This is a genomic window from Rhodopirellula baltica SH 1 (assembly GCF_000196115.1).
GTDB lineage: Bacteria > Planctomycetota > Planctomycetia > Pirellulales > Pirellulaceae > Rhodopirellula > Rhodopirellula baltica.
This window is the reverse complement of record NC_005027.1, coordinates 790,494-808,945: the sequence shown is the minus strand read 5'-3', so window position 1 is coordinate 808,945 and position 18,452 is coordinate 790,494. Positions and strand designations below refer to the sequence as shown.

Sequence of the window (18,452 nt, the reverse complement as noted above, 5' to 3'; positions counted from 1 at the left end):
AGGGTAGAATGCTCGCCGCGATTCGCCCTCGCCAACCGGTGCGTCGGAAGCGAAACCGGCCCGGTGCGGCAATCTCATTTCGCGGTGGCGGCTTTCTCCAACTGAGCCTGCATCCGAGCGATTCGTTCTGCCAGCGTTTCGCTCGACAAACGTTCTCGCAAACGATCGACCAGCAATCCAAACCCCATCGGAGTCACCTTTTCAGGTTCGCGAATGACGACTTGGCTGCCCTCAATACGGCGCAAAGCGTCTTCCATTCGCGATGCGTTCAGTTGGTTCTCCAAGACCTCTTCGTTGCATTGGTGAAGCAACAAGTTGTCCGGGTCATATTCGCGAAAGACTTCGAAGAACAAATTGCTGCTCGCCTGCAGATGCTTGTTCGGCTTCTGACGACCGGGATAGCCACCGTGGATCAATCCAGCGATCCGCGCGATCGCTCGGAAACCACGACGGCTCATCTCGGTCGCGTTGAGCGATTCGCCAATGTCAGCGACCAATCGATCGGGCGACAGCAGTCCGGCATCAAGAGCCTGCTGCAGTGGAGCGGGCTTTGGCGACGTCAATACAAACCCATAGTCGTTGCACGCAAACGAGAACGAGATCTTTTCGATCCGCGACATGCGATGTGCCAGCACGGCGGACAATCCCTCATGAGCCAACCGGCCGGCGAAAGGATAAAAGAACAGCTGGTATCCATCTCGCGTTCGGATCGACTCGATCAACAATTCGTTCGCGGCAGGAACGTGACTCCATTTCGCTTGCAACTGCAGCAGCGGACGCATGCGTTTCATTTCTGGACCAACGTAATCGCCCTCGGCAGCCTGCTGCAATTTGGTCCGCAGGCCTTGTGCAAGCTCGCTGGACAGCGGCAATCGTCCGCCCATCCATCGCGGCACCGCATCAGGTGCGCCCTTGGCTCGTTTGACGTATGCCTCGCTATTGTCAATCCGCACCAACTCGACCAACCGACCGGCAAACAAAAACTTGTCGCCGATGCTGACTTTTGAAAGAAACGATTCTTCGACCGTGCCCAGCGTTCCGCCTTTTAGAAACTTCACTCGCATCGAAGCGTCCGAGACAATTGTTCCGATGTTCATTCGGTGGTTGGACATCACTCGTTTCTGAGTCACCACGTAGCGACCGTCGACCAGTTCGACACGTTTGAATTCTGGATAGGCATCCAGCGTGCTGCCTCCGCGGACGACAAAGTCGATCGCGAATTGCCATTGCTGTTCAGACAGCGATTCAAAGGCACGCGTTTGTCGCACTTCGGCGAGCAGTTCACTCGATTCAAACCCGCCGCCGATCGCGATGGTGACCAAGTGCTGAGTCAAAACGTCCATCGGGGATTTGATCAACGGACGTGACTCGAGCTTTCCATCGCGAATGGAATCTTGTGCCGCCGCCAGCTCGATCAGCTCGAACGCATTGGTCGGTACAAAAGCAAGCCGACTGATCGCGCCGGGTTGATGGCCACTGCGACCGGCTCGTTGCAGCAACCGTGCCGCTCCCTTGGGACTACCGATTTGGATGACAAGGTCGACGGCGGTGAAGTCGACCCCCAAATCCAAACTGCTGGTGCAGACCACCGTTTTCAAACTGCCCTCTCGCAACCCGTTCTCCACCCATTGCCGCACGCTGGTGTCGAGCGATCCATGATGAAGCGCAATTTGGCCGGCCCAATCGGGTCGATGAGCCAGCAGTTTTTGATACCAAATTTCGGTTTGAGACCGAGTGTTGGCGAAGATGAGTGAGGAACTGGCCTGCTCGACCTCTTTGGCCACCTCTGGAATCATTCGTGTGCCGATGTGGCCGGACCAAGGAAATCGTTCGATGACCGGCGGCAGAATCGAGTAGAGCTTGGTTTTCTTCTTGCTTTTACCGTGAATGATGACCGCATCATCGGTGTTGGCTGGCCCCACCAAAGATTCCAAAGCTTCGTCCAAATTGCCGAGCGTCGCGGACACGCCCCAAGTTTGTAACGTCGGCGAAAGACGTCGAAGTCGAGCGAGAGCCAACTCGGTCTGCACGCCTCGTTTGGTCCCCAGCAACTCATGCCATTCATCGACGATGACCGCCTTCAGCTCTGACAACTGCGGTTGCAATCGCTCGTGGGTCAGCATCAACGTCAGACTTTCGGGCGTCGTCACCATCGCGGTCGGCAGCCGCTTCATTTGTCGGGCCTTCAAACTGGCCTTTGTGTCGCCGGTTCGCCCCTGCAAATCCCAAGGCAAATTCATTTCATCAATCGCCGCCTGCATCGCCGCGGTCGTGTCACCCGCGAGGGCTTTTAGCGGAGTCACCCACAAAACTTGCAAACCGGGCGGACGCTTCGGGTTCCACTTGCCAGGATCCTTGTTGGCTTTCATCCACTGCAACAAAGGCCCCATCCAAACGGCGAGCGTCTTGCCCGTTCCCGTCGCCGAATGGACCAGCCCGCTTTTGCCGTCGAGATAAGTCTTCCAAGTGGAACGTTGAAACAAGAACGGCTTGGAGTCGCGAACTTCAAAGAACCGATCCACCAAAGCCCTGGGCTGGATTCGTTCGGTCTTGGAAGCGGATGCGGGCATGGAGCGTGCGAGGTGAAAAGAAGCTGAAACGCTGTCGCGGCAAAGTTCAGTGTTGAGCGGGGTCAACCGTGAAGCCAGCTCAGTCATGACGTGTGGACAGAACGATTTCCGCCCTCATCCACAACGGTTGGACGCGGTTCGGTTAGGCTGGTTCCACCTTCCAAGTTCTCCCAATGTTGTCGTCCTCCATGTTGACCAAGGAGCCCACCTCGTGAAATCCCACCCGAAGTCTCACCCACAGACCTCCCCTCAAACATCCGCCGCCAAATCGCCCGTCGATCGCCGTCAGTGGTTGAGCTACGCCGCGTTTGGCGGAGCCGCGATTGCTGCGGGGTCCTCACAAGCCGCCAAGGTTGCCACCGCAGCTTCGGCCAATCAAACGCAACCGAAATACAAATTTAAAAAGTCGATCAATCTTTGGGCGTTCCCCTACCCCGACAAAATGTCGCTGAAAGAATGCTTGCAACTGGCCAAGGACGCAGGATTCGACGGGATCGAGTTGAACTATGACCTCGACAGTGATTTGTCCCCCAAATCGGGCACCAAAGAGTTCACCGAGATTCGCAAGATGGCCGACGAAATCGGCATCGCAATCAGTGGCGTGTGTTCGTTTCTGTTTTGGCCTTACCCGCTGACCAGCAACGATCCCGCCGAGCGTGCTCGCGGAATGGAATTGGCGGGCAAGATGACACAAGCCGCTCATGACCTGGGAACGGAGAACTTGCTGGTCGTGCCAGGTGCCGTTCACATGCCATGGCGTGAAGACCACGATCCGACTCCCAACGATGTTTGCGACCGAAGAGCCCGCGAAGCGATCGGAAAGTTGCTGCCTCAAGCCGAGAAGTTGAACGTCAAACTGAACATGGAGAACATCTTCTTCAATGGCTTCCTGATGTCGCCGATGGAGATGGCCGACTTCGTGGACAGCTTTCAGAGCGAACACGTGCGAGTGCATTTCGACACGGGCAACATCATGGAATACCAATTCCCTGAGCACTGGATTCCGATCTTGGGTGACCGCATTCAAAATGTGCATTTGAAGGAATACACCAAGAAGGGATCGGATCATTCGCTCGAGGCGTTCCGCCCACTTCTCGACGGGACCACGAATTGGCCCGCCGTCTTGGAAGCTTTCAATGCCATCGGCTACGACGGTTACCTCACGTTTGAGTATTTCCACCCGTACGCGCACTTCCCCGAAGCGTTGATCTATCAAACGTCGGATTCACTTGATCGCATGCTGGGTAAAGTCGTGCAGCCGTAACTGCGTCCCTTCGGTCCTTGGTACGGCCTACTTCGTTTCCAAAACCGCTCAACCAAAGTAGGCCGGACCGAAACAAAGTGGAGTTCCGGCAGATTGGGTGCTCAGCGACGCACTCGCTTCAGCGTTGACGACGTTGCGCAGCTGCCGTAACTGCGTCCCTTCGGTCCTTGGTACGGCCTACTTCGTTTCCAAAACCGCTCGACCAACGTAGGCCGGACCGAAACGAAGTGGAGTTCCGGCAACAATCAACAATGACGCTCAAGGCACTTCCTCTGAACCACTTGCGATCACTTTGGACTCCTCCTCCGGCAACATCGCGATCAAATCAGCCAATCGATCGGCGTCGGCGGGTTGCTTGTCCGTTCGCCAGCGAACAATGCGTGGGAATCTGGTCGCGATGCCAGACTTGTGTCGTGTGCTTCGTTGCAATCCTTCAAACGCCAGCTCCATCACCAGCTCGGGTTTGACACTTCGAACCGGTCCGAAACGTTCGGAGGTGTTGTCACGCACAAATCGGTCGACCTTGCGAATCTCGGCGTCGGTCAAACCGCTGTAGGCTTTCGCGAACGGAACCAATTTGTCTTCGTCCCAAACCGCAAACGTGTAGTCCGTGTACAGACTGGCTCGCTTGCCATGCCCTCGTTGCGCATAGATCAAAACAGCATCCACGGTGTGCGGAGCGAGCTTCCATTTCCACCAAACACCGCGAACACGTCCGACGCTGTAAGGTGCATCCAAACGTTTGATCATCACCCCTTCGGCCAAAGCATGACGACTCGTCGATCGAATCGCCGCGAGGTCATCCCAAGAATCAAAAGACAACGGCTCATTCCAAACGACACTGGGCGGTTGATGGATGCTCAGCATCTTGAGCAACGCGTCACGCCGGTCGCCCAAGGGTTTCGCTCTCAAGTCGTTGCCATCCAGTTCCAAACAATCAAAAGCGTGGAACATCACGGGCACCTCCGTCAGCAACTTTTTGCCAACCGTTTTGCGTCCGATCCGGCGTTGCAACTGGGCAAACGGAAGCACCTCGATTGCCTGTTTGGAATCGTCCAAAGCCGGCGAGACATGACGACTGGCCAAGATCTCACCATCGATCACTGTGCCGTCCGGCAAGAACTCCGCCGCACGTTCAATTTCGGGCCAGCGATTGACCATCAGATCTTCTCCGCGAGACCAGATGTAAGTTCGCCCGGCACGCCGGATCACCTGGCCTCGGATGCCGTCCCATTTCCATTCAGCTTGATACTCCGAAGGGTCGCCAAGCGTTTGCCAATCGGGCCCGTCGCCTTCCGCGTTGGCATCGTCCGCCAATGCGTGAGCCAGACAAAACGGATACGGCCGGCTGTGAGTCGCGTCGTTCAAGTCCGTCGAATGCAGCCGCTCGATGAAGTCAGGCGTTGGATCCCAATCGCCCATCAATCGGTGAGCGATCACGTCGGCGGGCAATCCGTTGGACTCGGCGATTCCGCGGGCCACCAATCGCGAACTGACACCGACGCGAAACGATCCGGTGATCAATTTCATCAAAATCAATCGCGAGGTGCCCTCCGTTTGGGCCCACATCCTCCGCACCGCATCAGATTGCTCGGATTCGTCCATGCGAGCCAGTGGCAGCACGTCATTTTGCATCCAATCTGACAAACTGCGGAAATCCGCATCCGGCGAGTTTCCTGCTGGGACCAGCAACGAGATCGTTTCGGCCAGATCCCCCACCGAATCGTAGGACTCCTCGAACAACCAGTCGGGAATCTCGGCCGACTCAGCCGCCAATCGCCGCAATAAACCTGTGGAAACCAAGCGTTTTACGCGTCGACCGCTCAGCGAAGCGATGGCCCAAGCGGCATCTTCGGGGGATGCGGCGGACATGTACTGGGCGATCGCGGCGACCTTTTCATTGGTCTTCGTCGTCTGATCCAGGCGTTGGAAGAGTTCGGCAAAGAGTTTCATGCGAGGATCGCGTTTTCAGGTTGACAAAAATTCGATTTGTTCACTCAAAGCCGTGTTGACACTGGTTGTCCGCAATTCGTATTGCCAACCTCGCTAGGAAGGTTTTCGTGCTGACTCATTGGGTTTATTCCGTCACGACGATGGGATTCTACCGAGGAGACCAGTTCGAAACGCGGAACACTCCGGTGTTCACGGCCGACAACCAGTCCACCCATGGTGAGTCTGGGCGAGAGCTTTCCTGCACTTTATGGATTTCATGTCTCACGCGAAGAAGGAGAGTCGCGTTGAACCGCTCGTATCATCCGCCAAGGCGGAACCGGTCATGTCCTGAGGGACAGACCAAGGATGAATTGGGTCATTCGATGACCGCGATGACCAATGCTCCTGGAAAAGGGGCCTCTGCTAAGGAGACGTTGATGTCGACGCTGGAAACTCAATGGCGACACAAGGTCACCCGACCACTGGTGTCGCTGTCCATTGCTTCGTTGCTATCGACCGTGGTCGCAGTCCCGAATGCATCGGCCCAATTCACATTGCCACCGACCGACTCGTCCGCGAAAGCAACAGCGACTTCGAAAGAAACGCCTGCTTCGTTGCCGTTGGCTATCCGTCGCACGGAAACGTTGCGATTGGTTGCCGCAGGACGTGCCGCGCTCGACAAAGGCGATGTCAAAAACGCTCACTTGTTCGCCAAACAGGCGCAATCCTTTGGATTGAAAGAGCATGAATTCCAACCCGGCGACGCTCGTCCTTGGCAATTGCTTCTCGATACCCAAGCCGCCGCACGTCGGACTGGCGTGGATTTGGAGGCATTGGTCAAACAAGCTGCCAACCCGATCATGCAAACCAGTGGCAACGCCGCTGCGGGTGCTCCGTTCATGGTGCAACAGGCCGGCGGCGCAAGCCCAACGCCTGGTGGCATTGCCCAGGTCCAAGCAGCGATGCCGCTTGGCAATTCCGAAGGCGACCGTTTGTTCCGTGAAGGAATGGACTTTTTGTCAGAAGGAAAGAAGACCGAGGCACGCCAAGCATTCGTGAAAGCTTGGACGTTCGAATCCGAGCTCGACACGCAAACTCGCCGTGCGTTGCAAGACAAGTTGACCTTGTTGCAACCGTCTCGTTTGCCTTCGCCAACCGCAGGCCAACCCCTGTCGGCGATGGACAAAGCAGACCTCGAAGCCCAACAGCAAACCCGTCGCTTGTATCGCGAGATCACGACGGAATTGTCGAAGGCCAACGAGAAACGCACCGAAGCTCCGATGGACGCCGTCGACGATCTCGAACGACTTCGTCGTCGTGTCGAAGGTGCCGGCATCGATGAAGCATCCAAAGCATCGCTGGCGGCCATGGTCGACCGAGCTTTGTCGGATCAAAAGACATACGTCGAACAGCATCGTGCTGAAATCCAATTAGATTTGGCCAACGAAGCCGTTCGTTCCGAAATGGCAACCGAAGCCGCCAAAGAAGCTCGCATCGACGATGAAATCTCATCGCTGGTCGAGACCTTCAACGACTTGATGGACGATCGTCGCTTCCACGAAGCCGAAGTGATCGCGAAACAAGTTGGCGAGCTGAAGCCTGGTTCGCCGATCGCCCAAAGCATGTTTAGTAGCAGCCGCATGGGCGTTCGTCTTCAAATGAATGAAGAAATCAGTGCCGACAAGGAGGACAACTTCAATCGCGAAATGCTCTCCATCGATCGTGCCTCCGTGCCACAGAACCCCGATCGTCCGTTTGAGTTCCCAGAAATTCGTTCTTGGGAAGAACTCTCGCGTCGTCGTTTGGCTCAAGGTGCTGAATCGAACTTGTCGCCTCGCGAACAAGAGATCAAACGCAAACTCGAAACGGAAGTCGAAGTCAAATACCGCGATCGTCCGTTGGGAGAAGTCCTGGATGATTTGTCGAACATGACCGGCGTGCCGATCGTGATCGACAACCGTGCCTTGGCCGCGATTCGCTTGAACCGCGAGACCCCGGTCTCGCAGAACATCTCGAGTCGAATTTCGTTGCGAAGTGCTCTGAACATCATTCTGGGCGATCTCGACTTGACTCACGTCATCGGCAACGAAGTGCTGAACATCACCAGCAAAGATGCTCGCCGGACGATGGTCGAACGTCGCACCTATCGCGTCGCTGACTTGGTCACACCGATTCCAAACTTTGTCACCGGTTACGATGATGGTTTGCGTGGTGCGTTGCGTAACGCCTACCAAATGATCAACCCACAAACCGACGTTCAAGTCGTGCCTGTCTCGGCATCGGGATTGGGCGGGTTTGCCGGCAACAACAACGCAGCATCAATGAGCCCCAACATGCTGGGTCAGTACAACACTGGCAGCAACTATGGCTCGGCCGGCGGTTTGGGTTCGCCCAGCAGCTTCGGCGGGTTGGGTGGTCAGTCGATGGCTGACTTCAGCCAGCTGATGCAGTTGATCCAAACAACGATTGAACCTGAATCGTGGGAACAACTCGGTGGCGTCGGCACGATGGCTCCGTACCCACAAAACTTGTCGCTGGTTGTCAGCACGACGAGCGACGTTCACGATCAAATCGTCGACCTACTGGAATCACTTCGTCGTTTGCAGAACTTGCAAATCACGATCGAAGTTCGCTTCATCACGTTGTCCGACACGTTCTTTGAGCAAATCGGAATCGACTTTGACTTGCAGTTCGATGACAACGCTCCTGGTTTGCCAGGCGACGACAGCGGACCGGAAATCACGATCGGTTTGGACGGCGACGGAACTCCAACAGCCGACCTCGACATTCGATTGGACCAAAACAGTGGTGCAACGGTGCCGTTTGGTGCTCCTGACGCCGGTGCGATTTCGACGCTCGGATTCGCAATCCTCAGTGACATCGAAGCGTACTTCTTCCTGCAGGCCGCTCAGGGTGACAGTCGTACGAACGTAATGCAGGCTCCGAAGGTAACGTTGTTCGATGGTCAGATCGCTTCGATCCAAGACCAGACTTCGCGTCCTTTCGTGACCAGTATCGTTCCCGTCGTCGGTGACTTCGCCGTCGCACAACAGCCTGTCATCGTTGTTCTTGACGAAGGCACACGACTGAACGTGCAAGGTGTTGTCAGCGAAGACAAACGATTCGTTCGCCTGACGTTGATTCCAACCTTCAGCCAAATCGGTGAAGTGAACGAGTTCACGTTCCAAGGCAACTCGACGACTCGCAACACTTCGAATCGCAACGTTGACACCAACGGTGACGGCGTGATCGATGAAGAAGACGAGCAAGAAGAAGAAAGCGTCACGCAAGGTACGACGGTTCAACAACCGACGTTTGCCTTCACCACCGTCAACACGACCGTGAGTGTTCCCGATGGCGGCACGATTCTTCTTGGTGGGATCAAACGAATGAGCGAAGGCCGCAACGAACGTGGCGTGCCGTTCCTCAGCAAGATCCCATATGTCAGCCGATTGTTCCGCAACACCGCGGTCGGTCGTGAGTCGCGAAGTTTGATGATGATGGTCACACCACGGATCATCATCCAAGAAGAAGAAGAGATCGCCCAAACCGGATTCGATCCGGGACGCTGATCGCGAAGAAACCCTGCACCGGTCGCTCGGAGGCGTCCTTCCGCCTTCGAGGTCGGTGAACTGGGTTCTTTTCCTTCAACACATCAACGGTCGTCGCGAGTTCTTCGGAACATGCGACGGCCGTTTTTTCGTGCGTGGCCGATCCTCCCGCGTGGGTGGGACAGGCATCCCGGATTGCTTCCCGTACCGCGAATGGCCCGAAATCGGAAATTCGCGAGTGCCGAAAGCAAATTTTTACGGAGGATTCGACGCCATTGCGGTTGCTAGCAAATGCCGGTTGTTTTGAATTTCTGCATTACGTCCGCCATTGTGGCTTGGGGGAGTCCCCCTGGATCTGGCCTGCCAATTGACAGCTGCCCAGGGACTTGATCAACCTGTTGCCCCATCGATGCAATCGTGTGTCGTCCAATCGCAATCAGCTCTCCGATCGGATCGGTTTCAGCTGGCGAAAATTGGCACGGCGATCGCATCACACCAACACAACGTGGGCATTTCGCTGCCAAGGCGGCGGGGTGCGATCGAGAAACGAAGTGAGCCCGGTTTTTGCCGTGCTCGCAGAGTGATCTCGGTCGAACGTCCTTCGACGTTTCCATGGGCCACCTCGCGTGTTCCCTGTGTGGTGAATCCATTCCCCGATGAGACAACTGTATGAGCCGAGCGAAGCTCGATTCCATCCGTGCCGCTGGGCCGGCAATTTTGCCGAGCCTTTTGCAATGCGATTTTGGTGACTTGCGCACCGAGATCGAGAAGCTGACCGTTGCTGGAACGCGCGTGTTGCACTTGGATGTCATGGACGGCCACTTTGTGCCCAACCTGACCTACGGCATGCCAATTGTCGAAGGTCTGCGTCGTCACACGGACATGCCACTGGACGTTCACCTGATGATCAGCGATCCGATTGCCTACGCGCAACCGATGGTCGATGCTGGCGCCGACCTGTTGACCTTCCACGTGGAAGCGGTCGACGACTGTGTCGAAGTCGCCGGAAAAATTCGCGACATGGGCGTCGGTGTTGGCGTCGCGATCAACCCCGACACGGACTTTGCCAAACTGGATTGCTGCCTTGATTCAGTCGACATGGTCTTGGTCATGAGCGTCAACGCAGGATTTGGCGGCCAACAATTCAATCCAGTGGCGCTGGACCGTTTGCGTAGCCTGAAAGAACGCAAACCGGACTTGCTGCTGGAAATCGACGGCGGCATCAAAGCCGAAACAATCGGTGACGCTCGCGCGGCCGGTTGCGATCTGTTTGTCGTCGGGTCCGCAATTTTCGGCCAACATGACTACGAAACCGCGATCAATGAATTGACGCAGGCCATGCATGGTTCGCCTCCTGCTACGGGAGACCAGTCATGATTTCACTTTGGCCCAAAGCCGCTTCCAAGCTGGTTTTGATTCGCCCCGGTGCGACCACCTTCGATGAACAAGGTCGCATGAAGGGCAACCTGGACATGCCGTTGTGCGAACGCGGCCGCATGCAAGCCGAATCGCTCGCCAGCGAATTAGCCGGTATTCGCCTGCATGCGATTTACTGTGCACCATGCCAATCCGCGGTTGAAACGGCGACTTGTCTGTCCGAGGGACGCGATCTGCGACCCAAGGTGATTGACGAGTTCCGCAACGTGGACCACGGATTGTGGCACGGCAAACTGATCGAAGAGATTCGTCGCAACCAACCACGACTGTACCGGGAATTATGCGACACGCCAGAATCGACCTGTCCTCCCGGTGGTGAACCGTTGCACGAAGCGGCGCATCGCGTCGGCAAAGCAGTGCGTCGGATCTTGAAACGCAATCGTAACCAGGTTGTTGCCTTCGTGATTCCCGATCCGTTGGCATCGTTGGTCGCTAGCCAACTGAAGGACGAAGCGTTGCCACAGATCTGGAAAGTTGAAACCGACGCCGGCAACTGGCAATTGATCGAAACTTCCTGATTGAGAACTTGCCGCACCGGCAACGATTCTCGAGCGAGCACCGCCAGTCTGAGCAGAAGACTCGCGGGGAGAAACCGAACGACTCGAACACCCACAAAGCCGCTTCCTAACGGAAGCGGCTTTTTTCGTTCAGCAAGCAGCATCCCCCCCAGAGGTCTTTCTAAGGTGAACAGATCGCCAATTGCATATCCCTTTTGCGAAACGACATCAGCAATCGTTCTTGCGGAAAGATTGTCCTGGCTCTATTGAGTTGTTAATCTAGGCGCTCAGGTGAAGTACAATTCGATTCACGGATCTCCGTCACCCATCGCGTCTGTCTACGATATCTTGTTGCAACGAGACGCGACGACGGTTCGCCTGTTCGCCCACCTACCTTTCCCTTCCTTTGGAACTGTTTGTCCATGACCTCGAAAACAAACCGCCGTCGTTTCATTGGCCAATCGGCCGCATTGACCGCAGGAGTCGGCTACTTCGCCGGCACCAGCTTGGCTCAAGATGAATCGCCATCCGCATTGAACTCATTGTCAGCGGCCTGCATCGGCGTCGGCGGCAAAGGTGGCAGTGACACCAGCCACATCGCCAACCAAGGCGTCAACATCGCCGCGCTGTGCGATGTCGACCGCGACACATTGGCGAAGAAGGGCCGCGAATTCAAAGATGCGCAGCAGTTCGACGACTTCCGCGAAATGTTGGACAAGATGGGCGACAAGGTCGACATCGTGACCTGCAGCACGCCGGACCACACGCACGCGGCGGCATGTGTCAAAGCCATGAACATGGGCAAACACATCTACTGCCAAAAACCCATGACCTGGTCGATTCGCGAAGCTCGCTTGATGCGAGAAACCGCTGAGAAGACCGGCGTCATCACTCAAATGGGTAACCAAGGCACCAGCGAAGATGGACTTCGCGAAGCTGTGGAAGTCATCCAAAGCGGCGCGATCGGCGACGTCAGCGAAATCCACATCTTCAGCAACCGTCCCGTTTGGCCACAAGGCGGCGGACGCCCTGAAGGCGAAGACCCCGTGCCGTCCTCGTTGAACTGGGATGCTTGGATCGGCCCGGCCCCGATGCGTCCGTTCGTCAAAGGTGCTTACCACTCGTTCAACTGGCGCGGTTGGGTCGACTTCGGAACCGGTGCTCTCGGCGACATGGCCTGCCACACCACCAACATGCCTGTCAAAGCTCTTCAGTTGTGGGACCCCATCGCGGTCACCGCTGTGAAGAACCCCGGCATCGTTGAAGGCGAACAGTATCCCGGCAGCAGCTCGCTGATGTTCGAGTTCCCAGAACGTGAAGGTGCCGACGGCAAGACGTTGCCACCTTGTAAGTTCTACTGGTACGACGGCGGCAACCTGCCACCGGAAAGCATCATCTCGCAGTTGCCCGCTGGATTCCAGAAAAAAATCCAAGCACAACGTGACGGTGGACAGAAACGATCCGGTGCGGTCATCGTCGGCAGCAAAGGCCTCGTGTTCTCACCCGATGATTACGGAGCCAAGTACTACTTGCTTCCCGAAGACAAGTTCGTCGACTTTAAAAAGCCAGAACCTTGGTTGCCTCGTATCCCATTCAAAGCCAGTGGCGACGAGCGTCACAAATGGGAATTCGTCAGCACCATCAAAGGCGAATACGAGCCCGGCACGATGTCGAACTTCGGCTACGCTGGCCGCCTGACCGAAACGATCTTGGTCGGCAACTTGGCCATGCGTGCTGGCGAAGGCCAACGCATCGAATGGAATGCCAAGGAATTGATGAGCCCCAACGTTGAAGCCGTCAACCAATTCGTCCAACGCGAATATCGCGACGGTTGGAACTTGGGTTGATCGGCGTCGCGGTCGATGGAGCCGTCACCTGAATGACAAATGACAAGAGCCCGGTTTCGACCGGGCTCTTTTTTTGTTGATCTGCAATGTCATCGCCTAATTCAACATCCGGCCGTCCGCCGTAGCCGGAGTCGCCAGAATTCGGACGCAAGTGCCGTAGGCCAGGTCTCACCTGGCAACCGACCGATGCTTTGGTACAAAGCGAGGCGTCTAACCACTCCACAACACTCAACGCAGCCCATCAACCACCCAGCCAGGTGCAACCTGGCCTACACACAACACACCCGGGTTCAACTCACTTCAAGCGAGTGGATGCCGGCAAAACTTGTGGCGTTCCAGTTTTCCCCGGAGACGCAATCGCGTTCGCCGACTCGACCTGAGCACTCTCAGGTGCATCGTTTTGGTCAACCATTGCAATGTCGATCGACTTGGACGAGCTTGACCTTGCAACGTTCCATGTCCCGACCGATGGTGGCAATTCGCTCGATCGATCTCGTACGGTCGGACGAGAGATCGTGGTCGTGGTCAGGCCACTACTTGGCGAAGTCTTTCCCGACGAGGCCTGCTGCCAAGCCCGAAAATCAGGTGAATAGCGGTTGGCGAGTGCCATTGCGCTGTCTGTTTTCGTTCCGGGCAACATGACGTTGGTCGGTTGCCCCTGCAGTGTTTTGCCTTCTTTGGTTTTGAACGATGCAACCAAAGAGATGTGACGTTGCTCGCCACCAATCGCATCCCAAGGAATCCAAACGCTGTATGAAGCCCCCACATCCGACTGGCTGAAGTGGCTGGTCAATTGCTCTGGTGTGAACTCGAACCGTTTGACCGCGGTCTTTGGGTCTTCGGCCTTGTCATCAAAGCCATGAATCACCAGTGTGCCGTCGACAGGGACCGAGCGAGTTTTCTCGTCGTAGAAGAAAATTCGTCCGCCGAATCCTCGCGTTGGAACCCGGCCGACTTGCGTCAACGATTCCGTCGACCAAACCGCCGCCAGCTTCGCTGGGTTGGGATAAGGCTCGGGGGCCTTGTCCTTCTTTGCCCAGGGCATCCGCTCCAGAAGGCTCTTCTTAGGAGCCGCACTCTCGGACTGCGTCATCGACGCACAACCGGTGCTAAGAGTCAAACTGACCAAGCAAGCCCCAAGTGTCACTCGGGATGCATTTCGGGCGCGAGATTTCAATGACATGTCTGGGTCTCTGCTTTGAGGGTTGACCGCGAACCTTTGTCCCAACACGCAAAGCGTTCGGATTCAAATTCGCGACGACACAAATATTTACAAACGTGGTTGGCTTCAACGAGAACAGTTGCGGGAAAGTTCTCGTCGACATGACAACGACGCCGTCATCTATCACCCGTGTCGGGACGGCCCCAATCGGATGCTCTTCTACTTCGCCACTGCACACCGGCGTGATTGCAGGACGCGAATCACGCGAGTGTGCGATGGCAATGGACTCTTTACTTCGAGCGGTTGAAGTTGAACCAACGTTTCTTAGCCGTGGCTTCTTCACTAGCAGGTTTTTCCGCCACTGGTTTGGAAGGCGTCCGAGCGGATACCTGTTTGGCAGGAACCTGCGAGTTCGATCCATTGGTCGTCGCTTGTTTGGTCGGTACCGATCCGGAGAAGCCCGCTCCCGTCGCTGGCACGCCGCCTGACACGGGTGCCGGTAACATTTCATTCGGAGCCGACAGCACTGGTGGCGGCAATTGATCCACGGGCAAACCTTGTTGCGTCGGCATCGATCCCTGAGGAGCCTCGATCCAATCGTTGTGGATGATCGACTCACCAGGATTCAACGTCACGTCCGATGGCAACTGGTTCGTTGTTCCGGGAACCACATGTCCTTCGACTGAATTGATGACGGTACCAGGAGGAACCATGCCTCCCTTCACGGCGCGGCCACCACCGGGCATATCAGCCGCGGGGAAGACATCGACCGTGGGATGAATGTCGGGATAGATCGTTGGCCCAACCGCGGGTCCCCACAATCCATATCCGCCAGACAATCCAACATCGCCGTGCATTTCGACGACGTCGGCCAAGCACCAACTCATGCGGCTGGATTCAACCTGTTTGACGTACTCGAGATCTTCGTGACCGGTCACCAAAATCGGTGTCATGACCACCAGCAATTCGCTGCGTTGTTCAATTTCCGAGTCAAACTTGAAGAATGTTCCGACAACGGGAATGTTCGACAGGTAAGGCACTCGTCGTGTTCGGTTTTGACGAACCTTTTGAATCAATCCACCGAAGACAACCGTTTGGCCGTCGAAGGCCGTGATGGTTGCCTGAGCCTGGGTTCGATCGATCGCCGGAACGAAAATTGGCACATCATCTTGGAAGGCACCAATGATTTGGCCTTCGTTGTTGTTGATGTCGCTGCGGCTGGCATCGATGGCCATGAAGATCATCCCATCGGCACCCACACGCGGTGTCACTCGCAAAATGATTCCGATCTCCTCGTCTTCGATCCCAATGATGGGTTGCGAAGCTGTGCCGCCCGTTCCGCCGGTAAAGGACAGCTCGGTTGGACGCGGGAAGCTCTGACCGACTTGGACAAAACCTTCCGTGTTGTCAGCGGTCATGATCTCAGGTCGACTGAGAATCTGCAGCCGGTTGGCAACTCGCAAAGTCCGCAAGAACAGGTTGACTGACTCGCTGGCCGCCGAGAAAACAAAGCCACCGGAGTTGAGGCCGCTGAGCTGAGTGAGCTGACTGGCACCTGCCCCAAAACTGGTGATTCCCTTGGACGCCAAGTTTTCTTGGCCAAATGAATTGGCGTTGGGCAGGTTCACGCTCGTGCCGCCGAAGTTGAAACCAGGGTCCGACGCTGGATTTCCAGTTGCAATCGCACCCGTTGCCTTGCCGCGATCGAACAGCAATGAATCTTGCAATCCAAACTCACCGCCGATTTCGAAGCCGTCGTCCAGCTGGACTTCCGCGATCAATGTCTTGATCAAGACCATCGGTGGACGTCGATCCAAACGATCGATCAACTGACGGACTTCTTCGTAGATTCGTGGCGAAACGCTGAGCAACACGCTGTTGGTTTGAGCTTCCGCAACCGCGACGATGTCACGATCGGGAAGGTCCAACGGGCCAAGGCCCTGTTGGAATTGCGTGATGTTGTTTCGAGATTGAGCCCGCTGCGAAACATAGTTGGTGATTGCCAGCGCGACGTTCTCAGCGATTTGGTGCTTCAGCCAAATCACTTCGGTGATGCGTTCAGCAAACCCTTCGCTGTCGAGTCGCAACAAGATGCTTTCGACCACTTCCAAATCTTCGGCCGATCCGCTGGCAATGATGCTGTTGGTGCGGATGTCGGTTGAGAAAACCAGTGGCGTCAGTGCACTCTCAGAAGCCGACAACGATGGCAACTCACCAAGGTTCCCCGCTCCGACGCTGGTACCGTTGGTCGCCGCGTCATCGCCGAACAAGTTCTGCAGGGCGGTGGTCAACTGCGTTGCGTCACCATTTTCAATCGTGAACACTTTGACCAGCGAATCGATGCCGGGTGTTTGATCGAGCTGACGAATCAGTTCGCCGATCAGAGGCATGCCTCCGGCCGGAGCACGGACAACCACCGCGTTGACGTTGCTGTCGGCAGTGATCACGGCACCGTTCAAAATTCCCGAATCGAGAATGGGGTTGCCGGGCGAATTGAGTGAGACGATTGACAACGAAGTTGCCGCGGCCGTTGTGTCACCAGCGATGTTTTCGGGCTCACCCGAAATCGCTTCCTGCAAAACCTCGACCATGTCTTCCGCTCGAGCATTGGTCAAAGGGAAAACTTTGATCTCAGCGGTCGAAGGAATCTTCTGAACGTCGATTTCCTCAACCAAACGCGTGACTTCGGCGAGGTCGCGCGGCGACGCACTGACGATCAGCGAATTGGTGCGATAGTCGGCCGAGATCCGGACGCGAACGCCCAGACCGGGCCGATTTTCTTCATCACCGCCGGGTTGGTTGGTGAAGAACGTCTGAATCGTGGCTTCGGCGTCCGTTGCCGACGCGTGTTGCAAACGGAAGACTCGCAAACGATCCGTTTCTGGAATCGGTTGGTCGATCTTTTCGATCAAATCATTGACCGCTTCGATGGCTTCTTTGCGACCGATCAACAACAACGCATTGGGTGAGTCGAGAGCGGTGATGCTGACATCGCCTTGGCGTGCCGACAACACGTCTTCATAGAGCTGCGTCAACAATGCTGCGACGGCGTTGGAATCAGCGTGCTGAAGCTGACGCACTTCGATCTCAGGTTGAGTCAGCTTGCTCTTCTCTTCGATGTCTTTGACGATATCCATGACGCGTTGGATATCGCGTTTGTTGCCTTTGACGATGATCAAGCCCGATTCAGGAACAAACTGAATCTCTGGATCACCAATCGGGCCGGCGGGGTCTTCACCTTCCGCGTTGGGGTCAGCCGCGGCCACGTCGGCTGCACCTTCCGGTGCCGCGTTCCCGCCTTCGTTTTGGAACGCAGCGGTGCGGAAGTTTGGCTGAGTTCGGTTGGATGCGGGACGTGCCGATGTTCCTGAACCGGTTTTCGGGTCAAGGTCTCGCAACAAACGAATCGCACGTTGCACCGAAGAAATCTTCGCATGCTGCAACATGTAGACGCGAGTTTCTTCGCCGGCAAAACGAGGTGCTTGGTCGATCGCTTGGATCGTCTTGCGCCAAGTGTTGTGCATCAGCGGGCTGGTCGTCAGCGTGACCGCGTTGGCACGTCGGTCAACTTCGACTCGAGTCGCACTGCCGCCGCGTTTTTCCATCGTCAAGGTGAACGAAGCTCGCTCGCCGTTTCGGCTGGTCGTCACCGGCACGTCTTCGCCAGCGATGATCCGCAGGGCGTCTTCGACTTCCCGCCACGTGATATTGACCAAGTGCACGGTGATCGGCGTCGCCGCCTGTGAACCGGCGGCTTGGGCCAAGTTGTTGGACAAAGTTGCTGCGTCTGCGGCAATGCGGCTTTGCAGATTCGGTGGTGCCAGAACCAACAGGCCTCCACCGGGACGATCGTCTGGAGTGATCGTCACTCCCGGCTGATCGAGATACTGAAGGCTCAGACGGGTCGCCACTGAATCGGCCACCGAGGCTGGCACCTTGAGATGCTTCAGCTGTGGCTCATTGGGACGTTGAGCAGAGACGCCCATGGCCGTCGACGTCGCGATTGCCAAAGCTAGAGCGACTCGTTTTGCGGTCGCCAACTTTGCCGAACGCTTCCGTTGATTGAATCGAATGAGCTTGCCGGTCACGTTGCCACCTTGTGTTCGAATGAATCGGCGAACGAGTTTTCTCGCTCACCGGTGCAGAAAGCTCCTCTGCACAACCCGTTACTTCGTCACAACCGGACCAATCA

General features: G+C 56.2%; 9 protein-coding genes. 5 read left to right on the top strand and 4 right to left on the bottom strand.

Translation table 11 applies throughout. From position 1 onward, the window contains the following. Positions 1-74: 74 nt before the first annotated feature. Entirely contained in the window at positions 75-2,570 is a 2,496-nt protein-coding gene (locus RB_RS03155) for a ligase-associated DNA damage response DEXH box helicase (RefSeq protein ID WP_164921429.1), read from the bottom strand. Between the two features lie 211 nt (positions 2,571-2,781). Here RB_RS03155 and RB_RS03150 point away from each other — a divergent pair, with 211 nt between their 5' ends. Continuing rightward, positions 2,782-3,834, top strand: coding sequence for a sugar phosphate isomerase/epimerase family protein (locus tag RB_RS03150; protein ID WP_007332337.1), 1,053 nt, complete (start codon positions 2,782-2,784; stop codon positions 3,832-3,834). Positions 3,835-4,092: 258 nt separating this feature from the next. On the opposite strand, the gene RB_RS03145 is transcribed toward RB_RS03150, so the two are convergent. Continuing rightward, positions 4,093-5,787 (bottom strand): ATP-dependent DNA ligase, encoded by a 1,695-nt coding sequence (locus RB_RS03145; protein WP_011118433.1) that lies wholly within the window; start codon positions 5,785-5,787, stop codon positions 4,093-4,095. 362 nt (positions 5,788-6,149) lie between these two features. Between RB_RS03145 and RB_RS03140 the strand changes: the two genes are divergently transcribed. The 4 genes from RB_RS03140 (at position 6,150) to RB_RS03125 (ending at position 13,098) form a co-directional block, all read left to right on the top strand. Then, positions 6,150-9,338: a type II secretion system protein GspD gene (locus tag RB_RS03140; protein WP_164921428.1), complete on the top strand. Its 3,189-nt coding sequence runs from the start codon at positions 6,150-6,152 to the stop codon at positions 9,336-9,338. Between the two features lie 648 nt (positions 9,339-9,986). Further along, complete coding sequence (rpe, locus tag RB_RS03135; RefSeq protein WP_011118429.1) at positions 9,987-10,694, top strand: ribulose-phosphate 3-epimerase; 708 nt, start codon at positions 9,987-9,989, stop codon at positions 10,692-10,694. Beyond that, on the top strand, positions 10,691-11,272 hold the full coding sequence (locus RB_RS03130) for a histidine phosphatase family protein (RefSeq protein ID WP_007332332.1): 582 nt from the start codon (positions 10,691-10,693) through the stop codon (positions 11,270-11,272). Before rpe ends, RB_RS03130 begins: the two co-directional genes overlap by 4 nt. 401 nt (positions 11,273-11,673) lie before the next feature. Continuing rightward, a complete protein-coding gene (locus tag RB_RS03125) occupies positions 11,674-13,098 on the top strand; it encodes a Gfo/Idh/MocA family protein (RefSeq protein ID WP_007328455.1) in 1,425 nt (474 codons plus the stop codon). A gap of 295 nt (positions 13,099-13,393) precedes the next feature. On the opposite strand, the gene RB_RS03120 is transcribed toward RB_RS03125, so the two are convergent. Both RB_RS03120 and RB_RS03110 read right to left on the bottom strand, forming a co-directional pair. Continuing rightward, positions 13,394-14,281, bottom strand: coding sequence for a hypothetical protein (locus RB_RS03120; RefSeq protein ID WP_011118424.1), 888 nt, complete (start codon positions 14,279-14,281; stop codon positions 13,394-13,396). Between the two features lie 269 nt (positions 14,282-14,550). Further along, positions 14,551-18,348 carry a secretin N-terminal domain-containing protein gene (locus RB_RS03110; RefSeq protein ID WP_011118422.1) on the bottom strand — a complete coding sequence of 1,266 codons (3,798 nt, stop codon included), beginning with the start codon at positions 18,346-18,348 and terminating at the stop codon, positions 14,551-14,553. Between the last annotated feature and the right edge of the window lie 104 nt (positions 18,349-18,452).

What these genes read in the sequence shown, in the direction of transcription:
- RB_RS03155 (WP_164921429.1), bottom strand. Translation starts at nt 2,570, where the DNA reads ATGCCCGCATCCGCTTCCAAGACCGAACGAATCCAGCCCAGGGCTTTG.
- RB_RS03145 (WP_011118433.1), bottom strand. Translation starts at nt 5,787, where the DNA reads ATGAAACTCTTTGCCGAACTCTTCCAACGCCTGGATCAGACGACGAAG.
- RB_RS03140 (WP_164921428.1), top strand. Translation starts at nt 6,150, where the DNA reads ATGACCGCGATGACCAATGCTCCTGGAAAAGGGGCCTCTGCTAAGGAG.
- rpe (WP_011118429.1), top strand. Translation starts at nt 9,987, where the DNA reads ATGAGCCGAGCGAAGCTCGATTCCATCCGTGCCGCTGGGCCGGCAATT.
- RB_RS03130 (WP_007332332.1), top strand. Translation starts at nt 10,691, where the DNA reads ATGATTTCACTTTGGCCCAAAGCCGCTTCCAAGCTGGTTTTGATTCGC.
- RB_RS03125 (WP_007328455.1), top strand. Translation starts at nt 11,674, where the DNA reads ATGACCTCGAAAACAAACCGCCGTCGTTTCATTGGCCAATCGGCCGCA.
- RB_RS03120 (WP_011118424.1), bottom strand. Translation starts at nt 14,281, where the DNA reads ATGTCATTGAAATCTCGCGCCCGAAATGCATCCCGAGTGACACTTGGG.